This is a genomic window from Acidisoma sp. PAMC 29798, assembly GCF_030252425.1.
GTDB classification, from domain to species: domain Bacteria; phylum Pseudomonadota; class Alphaproteobacteria; order Acetobacterales; family Acetobacteraceae; genus Acidisoma; species Acidisoma cladoniae.
In genome coordinates, this window is sequence record NZ_CP126994.1 from 1513736 (window position 1) to 1529705 (window position 15970).

Sequence of the window (15970 nt, forward strand, 5' to 3'; positions counted from 1 at the left end):
GGGCTTCGCGCCCTCTGCTGGCAAGCTACCGGGCGCGGAAGAAGCCGGTCAAGGTTTCTCGGCCAGCGTCGGTGTTTGTGTCGATCCTCCACCGCAACCTATGATGGCCCCGTCCAGGGCGGAGATCATGGTGACTGCGCAGATGATGGACGATACCGACCAGGATCGTCGGCTTGCGATGCAGGCGGCCGGCATCGGCACCTGGCAATGGAATGTGACCGGGGATGCCATCCGGCTTTCACCGCTGTCCCGCGTGCTGTTGGGCGTGGGCTCTGCCGCGATGGGTCTGCCCGCGTTTCTGGAGCGGCTTCATACCGATGACCGCGTCATCGCCGAACGCGGCCTGCTCGCCTGCGCGCAAAGCGGCTGCGATCTCGACGTCGATCTGCGGGCCTTGGCGGCGGATGGCACGGCGCGCTGGATGCGCATGCGGGGCGGATCGACGCAAGCTGTATCGACCCAAGTGGGGCAGGGCGACATCCACGGCATCCTGATCGACATCGCGCGCCAGAAGGCGGCGGAGCATGCCAATGACCGGCTCGCCGCCATCGTCGCGTCCTCCGCCGATGCCATCATCGGCAAGACGATGGACGGCGTGATCACGGACTGGAACCTGAGCGCCGAGACGATTTTCGGCTATACTGCCGCCGAGGCCATCGGGCAGCCCGTTTCCATCCTGCAACCGCCAGGGCGGGAGAGCGATGTCGTCGCGATCCTTCAGCGGATTGCGCAAGGCGAGCGGGTCGATCATTTCGAAACCCAGCGCCGCCGGAAGGATGGCACGATCATCGACATATCTCTCACCGTCTCTCCGGTCCGTGACGAGTCCGGGCGGCTTGTCGGTGCCTCCAAGGTGGCGCGCGACGTGACGGAGGCGAAGCGGTCGCAGGTCCTGATCGCGGAACGCGAGGCGCATCTGCAATCCGTGCTCGACACCGTGCCGGACGCCATGGTGGTCATCGATGTGCGCGGCGTCATGCAATCCTTCAGCGCCACGGCTGAGCGGCTGTTCGGCTATACGGCGGCAGAGGCGATTGGCCAGAATGTCAGTATCCTCATGCCCGGTCCGTATCGGGAACAGCATGACGGCTATCTGTCGCGCTATATGACGACCGGGGAGCGCCGCATCATCGGCATCGGGCGTCTGGTGGTGGGACAGCGCAAGGATCGCTCCACCTTTCCGATGGAACTTACGGTGGGCGAAACCCGGTTGGGCGATCGGCGCTTTTTCACGGGCTTCGTGCGTGACCTCAGCGAGCGCCAGCAAACTCAGCAGCGCCTGCAGGAGTTGCAGGCCGGACTGATCCATATGTCGCGCTTCACGGCGCTCGGTGAAATGGCGTCCACGCTGGCGCATGAACTCAATCAGCCGCTGACAGCCGTGGCTAATTACCTGAAAGGGTGCCGCCGCTTGCTGGACACCAACCAGAGCGAGCACATTCCCGCCGCGCGCGACGCGGTGGAGCGGGCCGCCGAGCAGGCCTTGCGGGCGGGACAGATCATTCGCCGCTTGCGCGACTTCGTGGCCCGCAAGGAAAGCGAACGGCAGGTTGAGAACCTGGCACAACTCATTGAGGAGGCGAGTGCCCTCGCCCTGATCGGCGTGAAGGAAAGCGGCGTCCATGCCTCGATGGATTTCGACCCCCAGGTCGAATTCGTGCTCGCCGATCGGATTCAAGTGCAACAGGTCTTGCTGAACCTGGTGCGCAATGCCGTGGAAGCGATGCAGGATGCGCCCGAGCCGCATGACCGGCCGCGTCGGCTGGTGATCAAGACGCGCAAGCTGGACGCCGACACGGTGGAGGTCAGCGTGATCGACACCGGACCCGGCATCGCGCCGGATATCGCGGAGCAGCTTTTCCAGCCCTTTGTCACCACAAAGCAATTCGGCATGGGCGTCGGCCTGTCGATCTCGCGGACGATCATGGAAGCGCATGGCGGCCGGCTTTGGGCTGAGCCCAACCCAGGCGGCGGCACGGCCTTTCGTTTGACACTGCCATCCGTGCGCGGTGGGGAGAGCGATCTTGGCGATTGAGCCCGTTGTACATCTGATCGACGATGATGACGCCGTCCGGCAGTCACTCGCCTTCCTGCTCACCACGGCGGGTCTCGCAGTGCGCGTGCACGAATCGGCCACCGCTTTCCTGAAGATGCTGCCCAAGGCCCAGCCGGGTTGTGTCGTCACCGACGTACGGATGCCCGACGTCGACGGTCTGGAACTGCAGCGCAGATTGCAGGCGGCAGGCGCCAAGTTTCCGGTCATCATTATGACCGGCCATGGGGACGTGCCCTTGGCCGTGCAGGCGATGAAGGCCGGCGCGATCGACTTCATCGAAAAACCCTTCGATGATGAACGCATGATCTCGGCCATTCGTGCGGCGCTCGATCTGCACGACAAGCGCGGCTACCGGGATGCCGAGATCGCCGAAACCCAGGCGCGGCTGGGGTCTTTGTCGGCGCGGGAGCGTGAGGTCTTGGACGGCATTCTGCGCGGGCAGCCGAACAAGGTGGTCGCCTACGACCTTGGCATCAGTCCGAGAACCGTCGAGGTTCACCGGGCCAATGTCATGACCAAGATGCGCACGAGCAGCCTGTCGGAGCTGGTGCGCATGGCCCTGGTGGCCGGATTGCTGCCGTCGGGTTGACCCAGATCAAGACGACGGCGGCCGGTTGCGCCATAATGGCCGTCCGTATCCGCACAGCCGGCTCAGGGTGAGCCGATGGAGCCCAGCGCATGCCTTCAGGACAGGACATCATCCTTGTCGTCGATGATGACCAAGCGGTCCGTGACTCGCTGAAATTCGCGCTGGAGATTGAAGGCCTGGTCGTGCATGTCTGCGCCGACGGTCGGGAGTTGATCGGTCATCCCGAGCTATGGCGTGCGCGGTGCCTTATCCTGGACTACAAGATGCCGGTGATGGATGGGCTTGCGGTCATCAGCCAGTTGGCGGCGATCGGGCTTCGGTTGCCGGTCATTCTCATCACCGCCCATGCGACCGACAGCCTGCGCCGCCGTGCGGCGGCGGCCGGGGTGCGCCATACGCTGGAAAAGCCGCTGCAGGACAGTGCCTTGTTGGACAGCATCCATGACGTGCTGGGCGTGGGACCGGCAGTGAGTGGTTAGCGCGGACACAAGTACACCGTCATCCGCGCATCAAGTGCGCCGATGACGAAGGCGCCACTCTAATCCCGCAGCACGCGCAGAAAGCTGCGCAGGCGAGTCAGGAACATCTCCGGCCGTTCGATCGTGAGATCCGCATTCACGGCGGCGTCGTGACGCAGCGCCGATTGGTCGCGCTCCGCCAGCGCCTCCAAAGCGCCCTCCAGATCCGGGCTCGTCTTGATCGCGGCCGTGATGGCGGCGATGTCGAGACGAAACGCCCTCAGCGGCGTCAGCGCCGTGGCGGTGACGCCGAAATCCGAGCCCGTGATCAGGGCAATCGCCCCCAGAACCTCGCCGGGGCTCATCCGGTAGACGACGTGCGGTCCCTCCGGCCCATCCGCCGTAATCTCGGCCGTGCCCGATGCGATGACGAACAACGCCTGCGGGGTCTCGCCCTTGCGGATTAGCGTCTCGCCGGCCTGCACCGCGATATCGGTGAAATGCGCCGCTAGCAGGTCGCGCTGCACGGGGTCTATGACGCTGAAGAGATCCGATTGCGCGAGCAAGTCACGTGGTGTGGGCGGCGTGATCGGCGGCAAAACCGCCACTCCTGATACCGCGAGGGCGATGCCAGCATGGCGGAGATGGCGGTGGACCTGCGTGTAGAGTTCGGTGCGTGCGGCGCCCAAGACGCCGCTGCTGGGAACGGTGAAGTTGATGGCATAGACGTTTCCATCGCCCTGTAACTTGGTGCATTGGATGGTGGTCGTGGGCAGCGGCAGCCGGCAGGCGAGGGTCGCCGCCGTGAGCGTATCGACGCAATGCTCGGGTCGCGCGCGCGCATCCAGCGTCACTTCGATTGCGTCGCCTCGCACGGTGCTAGGCAGGCTGCGATTGACGATACGCGCCTTGGCAATGACGCTATTGGGAATGATGGCGATGTTGTTGTGGCCGGTCTGGATATGGGTCGCTCGCCAGGTGACATGAACGACATGGCCCTCGATCGCGCCTTCGACCCAGATCAGGTCGCCGGCGCGGTAAGGTCTCTCAAGCCCCACCGCGATGCCGGAAAAAACATCCGACAAGGTGTTCTGCAAGGCGAGGCCGAGCACGATGGCAATGACGCCGGACGTCGCCAGCAAGCCACCGATGGGCACCGCAAAGGCGAAATTGACGATGGCGAGAAGGGTCGCCACATAAATCGCGCCGGCCAGCAGGTCCGAGACGATCTGCGTCTCCTGCGGCTTATTCTCCAGCACCACGAAGAGCCGAACCAGCGCCACGGCGCCGCGCGCACCGAGCATCCACCAACCCATCTCGATGAGTTGTTCCCACAACCGCTCGGCCGGGTTGATGACCCCGAAGCGGGGTCGCAGAGGCGAGCCGAGGATGCGCTGCACCAGCATGGTGAGCAGGACGAAGATGACGATGCGCCCAGTGGCGCGCAGCCAGAGCGGCTGGCGGCTGCGCAGCCGGGGCAACCCGATTCCGGCGACGAGCAGAACCGTCGCCAGTAGCAGTGGCAGCGTCTGCCCGTATTCCTGGAGAGGCATGAAAGCCTAGCCCTGGCTGAGCACGGGCGGCTGGCGGTGCTTCGTCGCGCTCTCATAGGCGAAGGCATAGGCCAGCAGATCGGCCTCGCTCCATTGGCGGCCAACGACAATGAGGCAGAAGGGAGCGCCGGAGGCGTAGTAGCCCGCCGGCACGGTGACGCCGGGAAGGCCGGCGATATTGATCTCGCTCACCGTCGTCTCATCAATCCTGCCGCCGCCATGAAGCGGTTTGAGGTCGTTGCGCATTTGCGGAAAGATCAAGGCGTCGAGCTGATGCTCGGCAAAGACTGCCTCGACGATCTCCATATAGGCCGTCTTCGCGGCGATGAACTCCGACAGGTCAGGCGGCGCTGTCGGGTTGGCGAGGCAGGCCATGAATTGCGGCAGGTTCGGCATGAAGCTGAGCACGCCGCCGGGGCCGAAGGCGTTTTCCTTCGCAGTGGCGGCGGCGAAGTCCGCGAAGGTCTTCAGGGCGGCATCCGGGCCCAGCCGTTTCAGATATTGGCCCAGATCATAGGGCACCGATTCCAGACCGCGCGCATCGAAGGTATCGTTCGGGATGGTGGATTGGCGGATATCGGCGAAGCCGGTGCCAAGGAACGGGTCTTCCACCAGCACAGCGCCTTGCGCCGTGAGTTCGCCCTTGGCCCGCTCGTACAAGGCGGTCGCTTCCTCGGACAGCGGCATGTCGCGCCAGCCCGGCCCATAGAGGCCGATGCGCGTGCCCTGCAGGGCGTCGGCGCTGAGCTTGGAGGCATAGCCGCCGGCCGGCCTGTGGCCGACACCCGCGATCGTCTTCGGATCTTCGATCGTATAGCCGGCGAGCACGTCGAGCGTCAGTGCCGCGTCGCGCACGCAGCGCGCAATGGGCCCGACCACATCGCGATTGCTGGACAGGGGCATGACGCCGGCATTGGGCACCAATGCGAAGGTCGGCTTGATCCCGACCAGCCCTTGGGCCGAGGCGGGGTTCTGGATCGATCCTCCCGTTTCCTCCGCGAGGCCGAGCACGGCGAGGCTGCCGGCGACCGCCGTCGCGGTGCCCGCGCTGCTGCCGCCCGGCAGGAATTCGCGGCCGGCGGCGTTATAGGTCGGGCCGGCCCAGCTATCATTCGCGTGGCTGCCGGTATGGCTGAGGACGGGGATATTGGTCTTACCGAGGATGATGGCGCCAGCCGCGCGCATCCGCGCGACCACGGGCGCATCGGTGCCGGGCATCAGATCGACGCCGCCATGCTGGCTATTGAGCAGCCACCAACCGCCGGTGGTCGGGAAGCCCTTCATGTCCATGGCGTCCTTCACCACCACGGGCACACCGGCGAGCGGGCCGAGCGCTTCCCCGGCGGCGCGGCGGCGATCGATCGCCCGCGCATCGGCCAGGGCATCCGGGTTCATGAAGACGATGGCGTTGTAATGCGCATTGTAGACGGCGATGCGATCGAGAAAGGCCTGGGTCAGTGCTTCCGAAGTGATCGCGCCGCTCGCGAAGGCGGCTTGCGCCTGCTCCAGCGTGAGTTCGACGATGTCGATCGCGGCGGGGGCGGCACTGGCTTCGCTCATGGGGAACTCCGGGCTAGGTGTGGCGGAAACGCTAAACTCTTCCGCCCGACACCCTACCGAAAGGCCGTGGGACGTAATAGCGTCGCGTCTTCCGCCGCCCGAGTGGTCTATGCCGCCGGACGATCGGTGAAATAGGAATCGTCGAGCAGCATGTCTTCGTAGAAGGCGCCGTAGCCCGCCGTGGGATGGCGGATATGGATCTCCAGCACCCAAAGCAGCGGGGAGGGCGTGAAGTCCACATCCATCATCGGGCCGTCATAGACCGCCGCATGGGGAAAATCCGCGAGGCGATGGCCCGAAAGATCGAGGTTGAGTTCCCAACCCATGGCCAGGGCCTCGGCGGTCGCGAAATCATACAGCGCCTTGCCGCTCAGCCCCTCGGTCTCCCACTTGTGGCGCACGGTGTGGAACAGGCTGCAGGCATCGCGGCCGCAGCGCGCCATGTCGGGATTGTCGCCAACCGTGAAGGTCTCCCCGCCATCGCCTTCCCATTCCTTCCATACGGGGCCGATGTCGATCAGGAAGATGTCCGTCTCCTTCAAGACGATGCCGGGGTCGGACGGGGCGCCGAAAGTCTTCAGCGTATTGGTGCCGAAACGGACATAGACGTCGTGCCAGCCGCGCACCATGTCATGCGTGGCGAGAATGTCCTTGGCCATGTCCACGGCATCTTCCTCGACCATGCCCGGTGTCACGCGGGCGGCGATGTCGTGGATGATGCCGCGCGTCATGCCGCGCACCTTGAGCATCGTCTCCTTCGCGAAGGCGGGGCCGACGGCTTCCAGGCTCGCTTGGGTGTCCATGAGGTCGTTCATTCTGTGGTCTCCAGACTTGATGTTTTGGTGCTGCGTGTGGGTGGGCTGTCGATCTCGATGGCGAGGCCGTCGAGCGTGGTGTCGAGCGTGATCTGGCAGGCGAGCCGATGCGCGCCGGTTGTGCCCGGCAGGGCCGCGAGCAGCCGAGCTTCGTTTCGCGCGGGTGGTGGCAGGCAGGCCTGCCAGGCCTCGGCAATGCGCACGCGGCAGGTGCCGCAGGCGCATCGCCCGCCGCAGATGCAGCGGATGCCGGTCGCGGCGCGGCGCAAAGCGACGAGCACGCTATCGCCGACCGCCGCCGCCACCGGTGTCTCACCCAGACGCAAGGTCAGAGTGAGGTCGGGCGTTGCGTCTTCCGAAAAGTCGGCATCACGCATCCTGCCGCGATCCCATCATGTCCGCGGCGAAACGCGGATTGGTGGCGATCGTGCGGTGACGCAGCGTGATCCAGGCGGCGCCGATGATGAGATAGGCGAGGAACAGGTAGGGGAAGTATTTCACCGGCGCGGGCGGCACGGGATAGACGCTGCCGACCGTCGGGATCGTCAGCAGAACGAGCGAGACGGCAGCGAGGGCGATGTGTCCCGGCTTCATTTGGCCGATCGACTTCAGATAGACCGGTGCTGCAATGGCGATGAGGATATAGGGCACGAGGAAGCCGAAGGCCGCGAGCGTGCCGGCATCATTGAAGACATCCAGCGGCGCCATGCCGCGCAATATGCAGATGGCGGGGGCAAGAAATGAAATCGCACCCATCACCAGCACGGCGACATGCGGTGTCTCGTTCTTCGCATGGGACTCCGCCGTCGACTGATGGAACAGGCCCTGGCGGCCCATGCTGTAAATGACGCGGCCACCGGCATTGAGGCAGGACAGATTGAGGGCGAAGAAGCTGATCATGGCACAGGCCGAGAGCGGCGCTTGCAGGAAGGGCATGTGAACGAGTTGCGCCATGACGTTCAACGGCGCGTCGATCTGGTCCAGAGTGGTCTTATAGCCATGCGTGGTCTGCACCATCACATAGGTCACGAAGACGAAAAAGGCGCCGGAGATGACGAGGCTGAGCCAAACCGCGCGGGGAATGGATTTCAGCGGGTTGCGGGCTTCATCCCCAAAGGCGGTCGCGGATTCGAAGCCGACGAGGCTGAAGATGGCGACGACAACGCCGAGGCCCAGGCTGGAGAAGGGAATCTTCGCCGTATTCACCTGCGCCGGATCGACGGTGAAGCCGTGCATCTTGAGGGCGATGAGGCACAGGAGGCCGATCAGCACCATCGACACGCCTTCGAAGATCAGCATGACCTTGGCGGAGACGGCGACGTTCTTCCAGGCGCAGTAGCCGGAGATGCCGACGCAGATGGCGAACAGCAACACCGTCGGCAGCGGAATGCCGATCATGGCCAACAGCTTGCCGGCGAAGATCGCAAAGCCTGTGGCCCCGGCAATGGAGATCCCAATATAGGCCCAGATCAGGGACCAGCCGCCGATGCCGCCGGCGCTCATGCCCAGGCCCTTGCGGATATAACCATACATGGAGCCGGAGGACGCCGAGCGCGACGCGAATTGATTGAGGCTGAAGGCCACGAACAGCAGCATGATCGTGCCGAGGGCGTAAGACAGCCAACTCCAATCCCCGGTGTTGGAATACATCACTGGAATGATCAAAGCGGCGGTCATGGTCGGCGAAATAAGCGCGATGCCCTGAGCGAGAAGCTCGACAGGGCCGAGGCAATTCTGTTTCAGCGCCCGCATGGCGGGCAATGATGATGACATGCGCGTCTATCCTTGCGTGGCGGGTGAGGGCCCGTTGCTGTGAAGAGATCGCCGCGCGCGTCTGGCTAAGTCCGTCCCGTGAGCCGCCGGGATCAATGCCCCGTTTAAACTCTGTTGCGGAGCCTATCCAATCAGGTGGATGATATGGAACCTCCAGTTTTAGGAACTTGGCTGGTCCAGTAGGAGAAACGATTGCTCAGGCCATGGCAGCTCCAGATCGTCATCGACCGTGAGGGGCCGACGGCCGCCTATCTCCAGATCACGCAAGCGGTGATCGATGCCATTCGCCAGGGTCGCCTCGCACCCGGCAGTGCCCTGCCGGGAACGCGGACTTTGGCCGGACGCTTGAGCGTCAATCGCAAGACGGTCGAACAGGCCTATGACGAAATGATTGCCCAAGGCTGGCTGACGGCGGAGACGACGCGCGGCACATTCGTGTCCGCCCTCTTGCCGGCGGTCGGGCCGGACGCGGCAAAGGGGCCGCCGGCCCCGATGGATGAGCCGCCGGACTTTCCACTGCGGCGCGCGCTGCCGGATCTGCCTTTCGTGGCGGCGGCGCCAGGCGAGCGCGTTTTCGATGACGGCACACCCGATACGCGGCTGATGCCGGCCGAGCTTTTGGCGCGGACCTATCGACGTGTCTTGCTCGCGGCATCTCGGCGCAACCAGCTCGGCTATGGCGATCCGCGCGGCAGCCTGGTGCTGCGCCAGGCGGTGGCGGATATGCTGAAGCAGGATCGCGGTCTTGAATGCGGCCCGGACAATATCTGCCTCACGCGTGGGAGCCAGATGGGCATCTACCTCGCGGCACGGCTGGTCGCGCAGCCGGGGGATGCTGTGGTGGTGGAGGCATTGACCTATCCGCCCGCGCGCGAAGCCTTTCGCGCCCATGGCGCGACCACCCTGAGCATCGGCCTCGATGACCAGGGTCTGATGGTCGATGAGTTGGAAGCCTGCTGCCGCCGACAGCGGGTGCGCGCCGTTTATGTCACGCCGCATCACCAATTCCCCACCACGGTGCTGCTGCCGCCGGAGCGGCGTATCCGCCTGCTGGCCCTCGCCGAGCAATTCGGTTTCGCCATCATCGAAGACGATTACGACCACGAATTCCATTTCGCGCATCGGCCGATGCTGCCGATGGCGAGCCTGATCGGCTGGCGTAAGCTGCTGTATATCGGTTCGCTATCGAAACTCCTCTCCCCCAGCCTGCGCATCGGCTACCTCGTCGCGGCCAAGGCGGTGATCGAGCGCGCGGCCGGGGAGATCATGATGATCGACCGCCAGGGCGACCCGGTGACGGAGGCAGCGGCGGCGGAATTGATGACCAGCGGGGCGCTCAAAAGCCACACGCGGCGGGTGCTGCGGGTCTATGCCGAGCGGCGTGGCTGCCTGGCCGAGGCGCTGCGGCGCGAGCTTGGTGGCGCGCTGACCTTCTCCCTGCCGCAAGGTGGGCTGGCGATCTGGGTGAAGTTTGCGGCGGGAATCGATCCCGTCGCCTTGGCCGAGGTGGCGCGTGCCCACAGCGTCTGCTTTCTGCCGGGGCGCGCCTTCTCGTCCCGCGCCGATGCCGCCATCCAGGGCGCGCGGCTGGGCTTCGCCAGCATGAACGAGGTGGAGTTGAGAGAGGCGGTGGCGCGCCTCGCGACGGCTATTCGTGTGCTGGGCTGACAGTAGCCCTATTTGAGGCTCATTGCGCCCTCGGAAAACGAGCAGATTCACGCCTATGTGCGGTCGCATTGCCTCGACCTTGTCCAACGCCTTCCTCCGACGCTTCTTTCGGACGGAGGGGGATGCGCCCGCGCTGGCGCCACGGTGGAACCTTGCCCCCGGGCAGAACGCGCGCGTGGTGCGGCGTCTTATTCCGCAGGCCGGGATACGCGGCATGGCGGCGCTCCGCTGGGGCCTCATTCCGCATTCGACCGATATCCTGGCCCTGTCGTCGCAGCCCGCTCACGTGGAGGCTGAAACCTTGGTCGCGTCATCCCTGTTTGGGGAGGCGTTCGACCGTCGCCGCTGCCTGGTGCCGGCGGAGGTCTTCTACGAGTGGCAGGCGGTGCAGGGCGGCCTGCAACCCCATGCCGTCGCGCGGCTGGATGGTGCGCCACTCGCCTTGGGCGCCATCTGGGAGGGATGGCTGTCGCCCGACGGCGAACCCGTTCGCAGCTTCGCCCTCGTCACCACGCCCGCCAATACCGACCTGCGCCCGGTCAGCGACCGGATGCCGCTGGTGGTTCAGGCCGAGGATTGGCCGCTCTGGCTTGGGGAGACACGCGCCGACGCCACCCGGCTGCTGCGCCCGGCGCCTGCCGGCGTGCTCATGGCTTGGCCGGTTTCGGAGCGGATCGACAGCCTGCTGAACAACGATGCGACATTGATCGAGCCAGTGCGGCCTGAACGGGCAGCCACCGAGGCCGCCCGGGTATAATCACGGTTGGCTTCGCTTCCGCCCGCAATATGCGGCGGGTGTGGCGGCGCTCTCACCCGGAAGCGGCCATCTGTTCCATGTTGAGATCCGTCAGGCTGATCAGGTCGCGTGCCAGCGCTATGCAGCCGCTGGCAAAGCGAGACCCGCGAGCACCTCGGCCACCGTCGCGATGCGGGCGAAGCGGTCCGTGAGCACCAGTTCGGTGCGTGCCTTGATATCGCTGGCCGTGTAGTGCCGCCCATCGGCACCGCTCATCGCGAAGGTCAGCGTCGCCTCGGTCACGTAATCGACCGTCCAACCCAAGTCTGACGCGTGCCGGGCCGTCGTCTCGCAGCACTGTTCGGTTCGGATACCGCAGATGATGAGGTGACGGATGCCGTGTTCCGTCAGCCACACGTCGAGACCGGTGCCGACAAGGGCGCTATGTCGGCGCTTGTGGAACACCGCATCCGGGTGGATCGCGAGCGGCGCGAGGGTGCGGACATGCCCTGACGCGAGCGAGAAATCGCCAGTCTCCTCGACGTGGAAGACCTGAAGCACGGGGGTGCCGGCGGCCGAGGCGCCGTCGATCAGGCTCTGAAGGGATGACACGAAGGATGCCACATCCTCGTCACTCCAGTCGGGCGAGTGGCGGAACGATTCCTGGACGTCGATCACGAGCAGCGCGGTGTCAGACATTGCAGCCTCCTGGAAGATTATTGAGCAAAATCACCCTTACGATGACAATTCGTAGAGCGCGCGCCTACCGGATCGTCATCAAATCCCGCTTTGAGGTTTCCGTCATGGCGAGGACTGCCAGGAAGCTGATCACGGCTGCCCCCGTCACGTAGTAACCAACCCAGGACAGGCCGCCATAGGTCACCAGCCGCTGAGCGGCATAGGGCGCCAGCGAGGCGCCGAGAATGCCGCCGAGGCTATAGGCGGCGGCAGCCCCGGTATAGCGGACGCGGGTGGGGAACAATTCCGGCAGCAGGGCGCCCATCGGCGCGAAGGTCGCGCCCATCAGTCCCAGTTCCAGGGCCAGAAACGCCAGCACAGCGGCGTTGCTGCCACCACCGAGCAGAGGCGCCATGGCAAAACCGGACAGGGCGGCGAGGGCGGCCGAGACCAACAGCACCGGGCGGCGACCGAACCGGTCCGCCAGGTGCGCCGAAATCGGCGTGGCGACGGCCATGGCGATGATGGCGATGCAGAGCATGCCGAGGAAGGTTTCGCGCGGAATATGGCGGACCTTGGTGCCATAGCCGAGGGCGAAAACGGTGGAGATGTAGAACAGCGCATAACACACGACCATGGCGAGGGCGCCCAGGATCAGCGGCCGCCAGTGGCGGGCCAGCACCTCGCTCAGTGGCACACGGACCTTTTCGTGGCGCGACATGGCACGGGCAAAGGCTGGTGTTTCCCCCAGGGAGCCGCGCACCCAGAGACCGATGCCGACGAGAACCGCGCTCGCCAGGAAGGGAATACGCCAGCCCCAGGCGAGGAACTGCGCATTCGTGAGCACCATGAACAGGATCAGGAACAGGCCGTTCGACAACAGGAAGCCGATGGATGGGCCGAGTTGCGGGAACATGCCGAACCAGGCGCGCTTGCCCGCCGGCGCGTTCTCGGTGGCGAGCAGAGCGGCGCCACCCCATTCGCCACCCAGGCCGATGCCCTGCCCGAGACGCAGCAGACACAGCAGGATCGGCGCCAAGACGCCCGCCATGGCGTAGCTCGGCAAAACGCCGATCAGCGTGGTCGAGAGGCCCATGACCAGCATGGAGGCGACGAGCGTCGATTTGCGCCCGATGCGGTCGCCGTAATGGCCGAACAGCAGGGCGCCGAGTGGGCGCGCCAGGAAGGCGATGCCGAAGGTGAGGAAGGCGGCCAGGGTCTGGGATGCCGGAGTGCTGGCCGGGAAGAACATCGGCCCCAGCACCAGGGCGGCGGCGGTGCCATAGATATAGAAGTCATAAAATTCGACCGTGGTACCGACGAGGCTGGCGACCATGATGCGGGCGGTGCTGGGTGCGTGCGGAACGGCGCCGCGACGAGGCGTGCGAGGCATAGGACGGGTCGTCTCCCTGAGCTTTGGCGACCTTGTCGCCCAGGGGGGCCCGGATGGGAAGTGTCGTCGCCTTCGTAAGGCTTCCTAGGGTGGAAAAGCGCAGCGCATTCCACCATCGGCCACCACGCGACGCCTAAAGATAAAGCGGTGCCATCTCCCGCCATGCGCCGGCGCGATGCGCGCGTCCATCCCAGAAATGCAATTGATGATGAACGTGTTTTTCGCCCAGCAGGCGGCTGAGGTAAAGGTTATTGTCGAGGAACGGGTCGGTGCGGCCGATGACCAAGACAATCTCAAGCTGGCGCAGCTTGTCCAGCCGCCATCCGCTGTCCAGGCCCGGCAGGAAATGCGTCGGCGTGTGGAAGTAGATGTCCTCATTGTAGTAGCCGTCGAACAGATCGTTGAAGCCGTCCACCTTCATCGTCAGGTCATAGCGCCCGGAAAAGGCGACGAGCTTGCGGAACAGATGCGGATGCCGAAGCGCGAGGCTGGCGGCTTGGAATGCGCCGAGGCTGCAACCGAGGGCAATCGTGCAGTCATGGGAATTGGTCTGGGCCATCAGCGGCAGCACTTCGTTGAGGATGTAATCCTCGAAGGCGGCGTGTCGGCGGATGCGGTCGGCCGGATGACGCCATGAGTCGTAGAAGGTCTCCTGCGCCAGACCCTCAATGCAATAGAGCTGCAACTGCCCGGCATTGACCTTATCGGCGAGGCTCGCGACGATATTGAGCTTTTCGTATTCCCAAAACTTCCCGTCCCGCGTTGGGAACATCAGAACCTTCGCGCCGGCATGGCCGAAGATCAGAAGCTCCATGTCGCGATCGAGTCGTGGACTATACCAGCGCCGATAATCTCGCCTCATGTCACCCTGAAGAACTGTCTAACCTTCTCTGAGAGAAGCGCATGCTGCTCTTCGCTGTCTGGATAGTCGAAATGGCCTGCATCCAGGATGACCGTCTCATGATGGCTTGGTGATGACAGCGCATTGGCGACCGAGAACTGGCAGGGTGGCGCCACCGCCGGGTCGAAGCGGGCGACGGCCATGAGCATGGGTGTCTCGATACGCGTGGCGGCTGTCGCCGCATCGAAGAGCCGGAGGGTTTTGAGCACGTCCGGATGCGTCGTCTGATAGTGTTGAACCGCATGGCCGCTGCCGACGGTGGGCAAGGTCAACCAAAGCGGCATATTGCCGAAGGTCGGCACCACAAGATGGCCCCGATCGATGCGTTTGTCGAACGGAATCGCGAGCGCCCCGATGCCGCCGCCGAAGCTGATGCCGCTATAGCCGATCCGCCCTGCGATCTCGGGATAGAGCCTGGTCAAAACCGAGACGGCCAACCATAGATCCTCCACGCAGCCGCCCAGGATATAGCGTGCGGGGTCGTCGATATCGTGGAGGACATGCCAGGCGGGATCGCTGGAGATCGGCGGTCGGCTGCTGCGCGACAGGCCGCGAAAACAGAGAAACAGAATGGCCGTCTCGGTGACTGGCACGTCGAAATCCGGTGCGTCGCGCCCGCCATAGCCATGGCCGATGACCATGCCACGCCGGACCACGCCCTCGCGCGGCAGAAGCAGCCAGCCGCCGATCGGGAAGGCATCGGTCGAGGTATAGGTGATGTCATGGACCAGCCAATTCGGATGGTGCGACGCGCTTTCGCTCACCTTTGGTTGGGGATCGATGGCGAGGGCGCTGACATAGCGTGTGCGCCAGAACGAGTCGAAATCGGGCGGCGCCTGGGGCGGCGTGATCGCACGAAGCTGTTCGAGTCCAAGGCCATAGGTGGGGTCGAAATCGAAGGGATAGTCGGTCGGAATGCTCATGGGATGGGAGTGTAGGCTATTTGGCCCGGATTGGGCGCGCCCGGAAGCGCGCCCCGCGTCCTGCGCTCAGGTCAAGACGCCACCGCCGTCCACGACAAAGGTTTGCCCCGTCGCGAAGCCCTGCTGCATCAGGAATAGATAGGCCTCCGCGAGGTCCGCTGCTTCACCCACGCGCCCGACCGGCAGCTTGGCGCCTGCGGCGGCATACATCGCCTCACGATCCGCGTCCGGCAGATCGCGCCAGAGGGGCGTGCGGACGAAGCCGGGTGAGACGATATTGACGCGCAACGGGGCCAATTCCACGGCGAGCGCCCGTGTCAGCCCCTCCATGGCCGCGCAGATGCTCGCCCCGAGCGCCCATCCCGCCTGCGGCCGCGCCCCGGCAATGCCGGAGGTAAACACGATGGAGCCGCCGGGCCGGATCAGCGGCGCGCCATATTTCGCGGCGGTCAGCGCACCCCAGTAGCGCAGTTCGAAGAACCGCCGCGCCGCGTCGAGCGCGATATCGGCGAGTAGCCCGAGTTGCAGGCTTTCCCCAGCCGTAAAGACCAGATGATCGAAGGCGCCGATGCGGTCGAACATGTCACGCACCGCCGCTTCGTCCGTCAGATCCACCGCGTGCCCTTCGGCGCCAGCCCCGAGCTGCGCCACCGTCTCCCGCACACGGTCCGCATTGCTTGACGCCACAACAACTTCGGCGCCGTCGCGCAACGCCGCTTCGGCGACCGCCAGCCCGATGCCGGACGTGCCGCCCAATACCACCACGCGCGTGTTGCTCAGTTTCATAGTTCTGCTCCTGTCGAGCCGCTTTGCCCGTGCGGCAAAATGGCCTTTGATAAAACACGACGCCAGCGCATCCTCGTCAGT

The 15970-nt window shown here is 64.9% G+C and carries 15 protein-coding genes; 5 read left to right on the top strand and 10 right to left on the bottom strand.

Features of this window, described 5'->3' with window-relative positions; translation table 11 throughout:
* The first annotated feature begins 127 nt into the window (after positions 1-127).
* From QP803_RS07240 to QP803_RS07250, 3 genes are all read left to right on the top strand, one after another.
* The gene (locus QP803_RS07240) at positions 128-2035 is read left to right on the top strand and encodes a PAS domain S-box protein (protein ID WP_284947112.1); all 1908 of its coding nucleotides are present in this window, start codon (positions 128-130) and stop codon (positions 2033-2035) included.
* Positions 2025-2645, top strand: coding sequence for a response regulator FixJ (fixJ, locus tag QP803_RS07245; RefSeq protein ID WP_284947113.1), 621 nt, complete (start codon positions 2025-2027; stop codon positions 2643-2645). Before QP803_RS07240 ends, fixJ begins: the two co-directional genes overlap by 11 nt.
* A gap of 89 nt (positions 2646-2734) precedes the next feature.
* The gene (locus QP803_RS07250) at positions 2735-3124 is read left to right on the top strand and encodes a response regulator transcription factor (RefSeq protein ID WP_284947114.1); all 390 of its coding nucleotides are present in this window, start codon (positions 2735-2737) and stop codon (positions 3122-3124) included.
* Positions 3125-3183: 59 nt separating this feature from the next.
* On the opposite strand, the gene QP803_RS07255 is transcribed toward QP803_RS07250, so the two are convergent.
* The 5 genes from QP803_RS07255 to QP803_RS07275 all read right to left on the bottom strand — a co-directional run bounded on the left by QP803_RS07255 (position 3184) and on the right by QP803_RS07275 (position 8804).
* Complete coding sequence (locus QP803_RS07255) at positions 3184-4656, bottom strand: mechanosensitive ion channel domain-containing protein (protein WP_284947115.1); 1473 nt, start codon at positions 4654-4656, stop codon at positions 3184-3186.
* A 6-nt stretch (positions 4657-4662) separates the two neighbouring features.
* Entirely contained in the window at positions 4663-6216 is a 1554-nt protein-coding gene (locus QP803_RS07260) for an amidase (protein WP_284947116.1), read from the bottom strand.
* Between the two features lie 107 nt (positions 6217-6323).
* Positions 6324-7031 carry a M24 family metallopeptidase gene (locus QP803_RS07265; RefSeq protein WP_284947117.1) on the bottom strand — a complete coding sequence of 236 codons (708 nt, stop codon included), beginning with the start codon at positions 7029-7031 and terminating at the stop codon, positions 6324-6326.
* Positions 7028-7408, bottom strand: coding sequence for a 2Fe-2S iron-sulfur cluster-binding protein (locus QP803_RS07270; protein ID WP_284947118.1), 381 nt, complete (start codon positions 7406-7408; stop codon positions 7028-7030). Before QP803_RS07270 ends, QP803_RS07265 begins: the two co-directional genes overlap by 4 nt.
* Positions 7401-8804, bottom strand: coding sequence for an APC family permease (locus QP803_RS07275; RefSeq protein WP_284947119.1), 1404 nt, complete (start codon positions 8802-8804; stop codon positions 7401-7403). Before QP803_RS07275 ends, QP803_RS07270 begins: the two co-directional genes overlap by 8 nt.
* Positions 8805-8996: 192 nt before the next feature.
* Here QP803_RS07275 and pdxR point away from each other — a divergent pair, with 192 nt between their 5' ends.
* The gene (gene pdxR, locus QP803_RS07280; protein WP_284947120.1) at positions 8997-10472 is read left to right on the top strand and encodes a MocR-like pyridoxine biosynthesis transcription factor PdxR; all 1476 of its coding nucleotides are present in this window, start codon (positions 8997-8999) and stop codon (positions 10470-10472) included.
* A 55-nt stretch (positions 10473-10527) separates the two neighbouring features.
* A complete protein-coding gene (locus QP803_RS07285; protein ID WP_284947121.1) occupies positions 10528-11229 on the top strand; it encodes an SOS response-associated peptidase in 702 nt (233 codons plus the stop codon).
* Positions 11230-11346: 117 nt separating this feature from the next.
* On the opposite strand, the gene QP803_RS07290 is transcribed toward QP803_RS07285, so the two are convergent.
* From QP803_RS07290 to QP803_RS07310, 5 genes are all read right to left on the bottom strand, one after another.
* On the bottom strand, positions 11347-11907 hold the full coding sequence (locus tag QP803_RS07290) for an isochorismatase family protein (protein WP_284947122.1): 561 nt from the start codon (positions 11905-11907) through the stop codon (positions 11347-11349).
* Between the two features lie 64 nt (positions 11908-11971).
* Complete coding sequence (locus QP803_RS07295; RefSeq protein WP_284947123.1) at positions 11972-13279, bottom strand: MFS transporter; 1308 nt, start codon at positions 13277-13279, stop codon at positions 11972-11974.
* Positions 13280-13412: 133 nt separating this feature from the next.
* A complete protein-coding gene (locus QP803_RS07300) occupies positions 13413-14093 on the bottom strand; it encodes an esterase family protein (RefSeq protein ID WP_284947124.1) in 681 nt (226 codons plus the stop codon).
* Between the two features lie 44 nt (positions 14094-14137).
* Positions 14138-15103, bottom strand: coding sequence for an acetylxylan esterase (locus tag QP803_RS07305; RefSeq protein WP_284947125.1), 966 nt, complete (start codon positions 15101-15103; stop codon positions 14138-14140).
* Positions 15104-15169: 66 nt separating this feature from the next.
* Positions 15170-15889: an SDR family oxidoreductase gene (locus QP803_RS07310; protein ID WP_284947126.1), complete on the bottom strand. Its 720-nt coding sequence runs from the start codon at positions 15887-15889 to the stop codon at positions 15170-15172.
* Positions 15890-15970: the final 81 nt, after the last annotated feature.

Coding starts and splice junctions, on each gene's coding strand:
- QP803_RS07240 (WP_284947112.1), top strand. CDS start 128: ATGGTGACTGCGCAGATGATGGACGATACCGACCAGGATCGTCGGCTT.
- QP803_RS07250 (WP_284947114.1), top strand. CDS start 2,735: ATGCCTTCAGGACAGGACATCATCCTTGTCGTCGATGATGACCAAGCG.
- QP803_RS07255 (WP_284947115.1), bottom strand. CDS start 4,656: ATGCCTCTCCAGGAATACGGGCAGACGCTGCCACTGCTACTGGCGACG.
- QP803_RS07260 (WP_284947116.1), bottom strand. CDS start 6,216: ATGAGCGAAGCCAGTGCCGCCCCCGCCGCGATCGACATCGTCGAACTC.
- QP803_RS07265 (WP_284947117.1), bottom strand. CDS start 7,031: ATGAACGACCTCATGGACACCCAAGCGAGCCTGGAAGCCGTCGGCCCC.
- QP803_RS07270 (WP_284947118.1), bottom strand. CDS start 7,408: ATGCGTGATGCCGACTTTTCGGAAGACGCAACGCCCGACCTCACTCTG.
- QP803_RS07275 (WP_284947119.1), bottom strand. CDS start 8,804: ATGTCATCATCATTGCCCGCCATGCGGGCGCTGAAACAGAATTGCCTC.
- QP803_RS07285 (WP_284947121.1), top strand. CDS start 10,528: ATGTGCGGTCGCATTGCCTCGACCTTGTCCAACGCCTTCCTCCGACGC.
- QP803_RS07290 (WP_284947122.1), bottom strand. CDS start 11,907: ATGTCTGACACCGCGCTGCTCGTGATCGACGTCCAGGAATCGTTCCGC.
- QP803_RS07295 (WP_284947123.1), bottom strand. CDS start 13,279: ATGCCTCGCACGCCTCGTCGCGGCGCCGTTCCGCACGCACCCAGCACC.
- QP803_RS07300 (WP_284947124.1), bottom strand. CDS start 14,093: ATGGAGCTTCTGATCTTCGGCCATGCCGGCGCGAAGGTTCTGATGTTC.
- QP803_RS07305 (WP_284947125.1), bottom strand. CDS start 15,103: ATGAGCATTCCGACCGACTATCCCTTCGATTTCGACCCCACCTATGGC.
- QP803_RS07310 (WP_284947126.1), bottom strand. CDS start 15,889: ATGAAACTGAGCAACACGCGCGTGGTGGTATTGGGCGGCACGTCCGGC.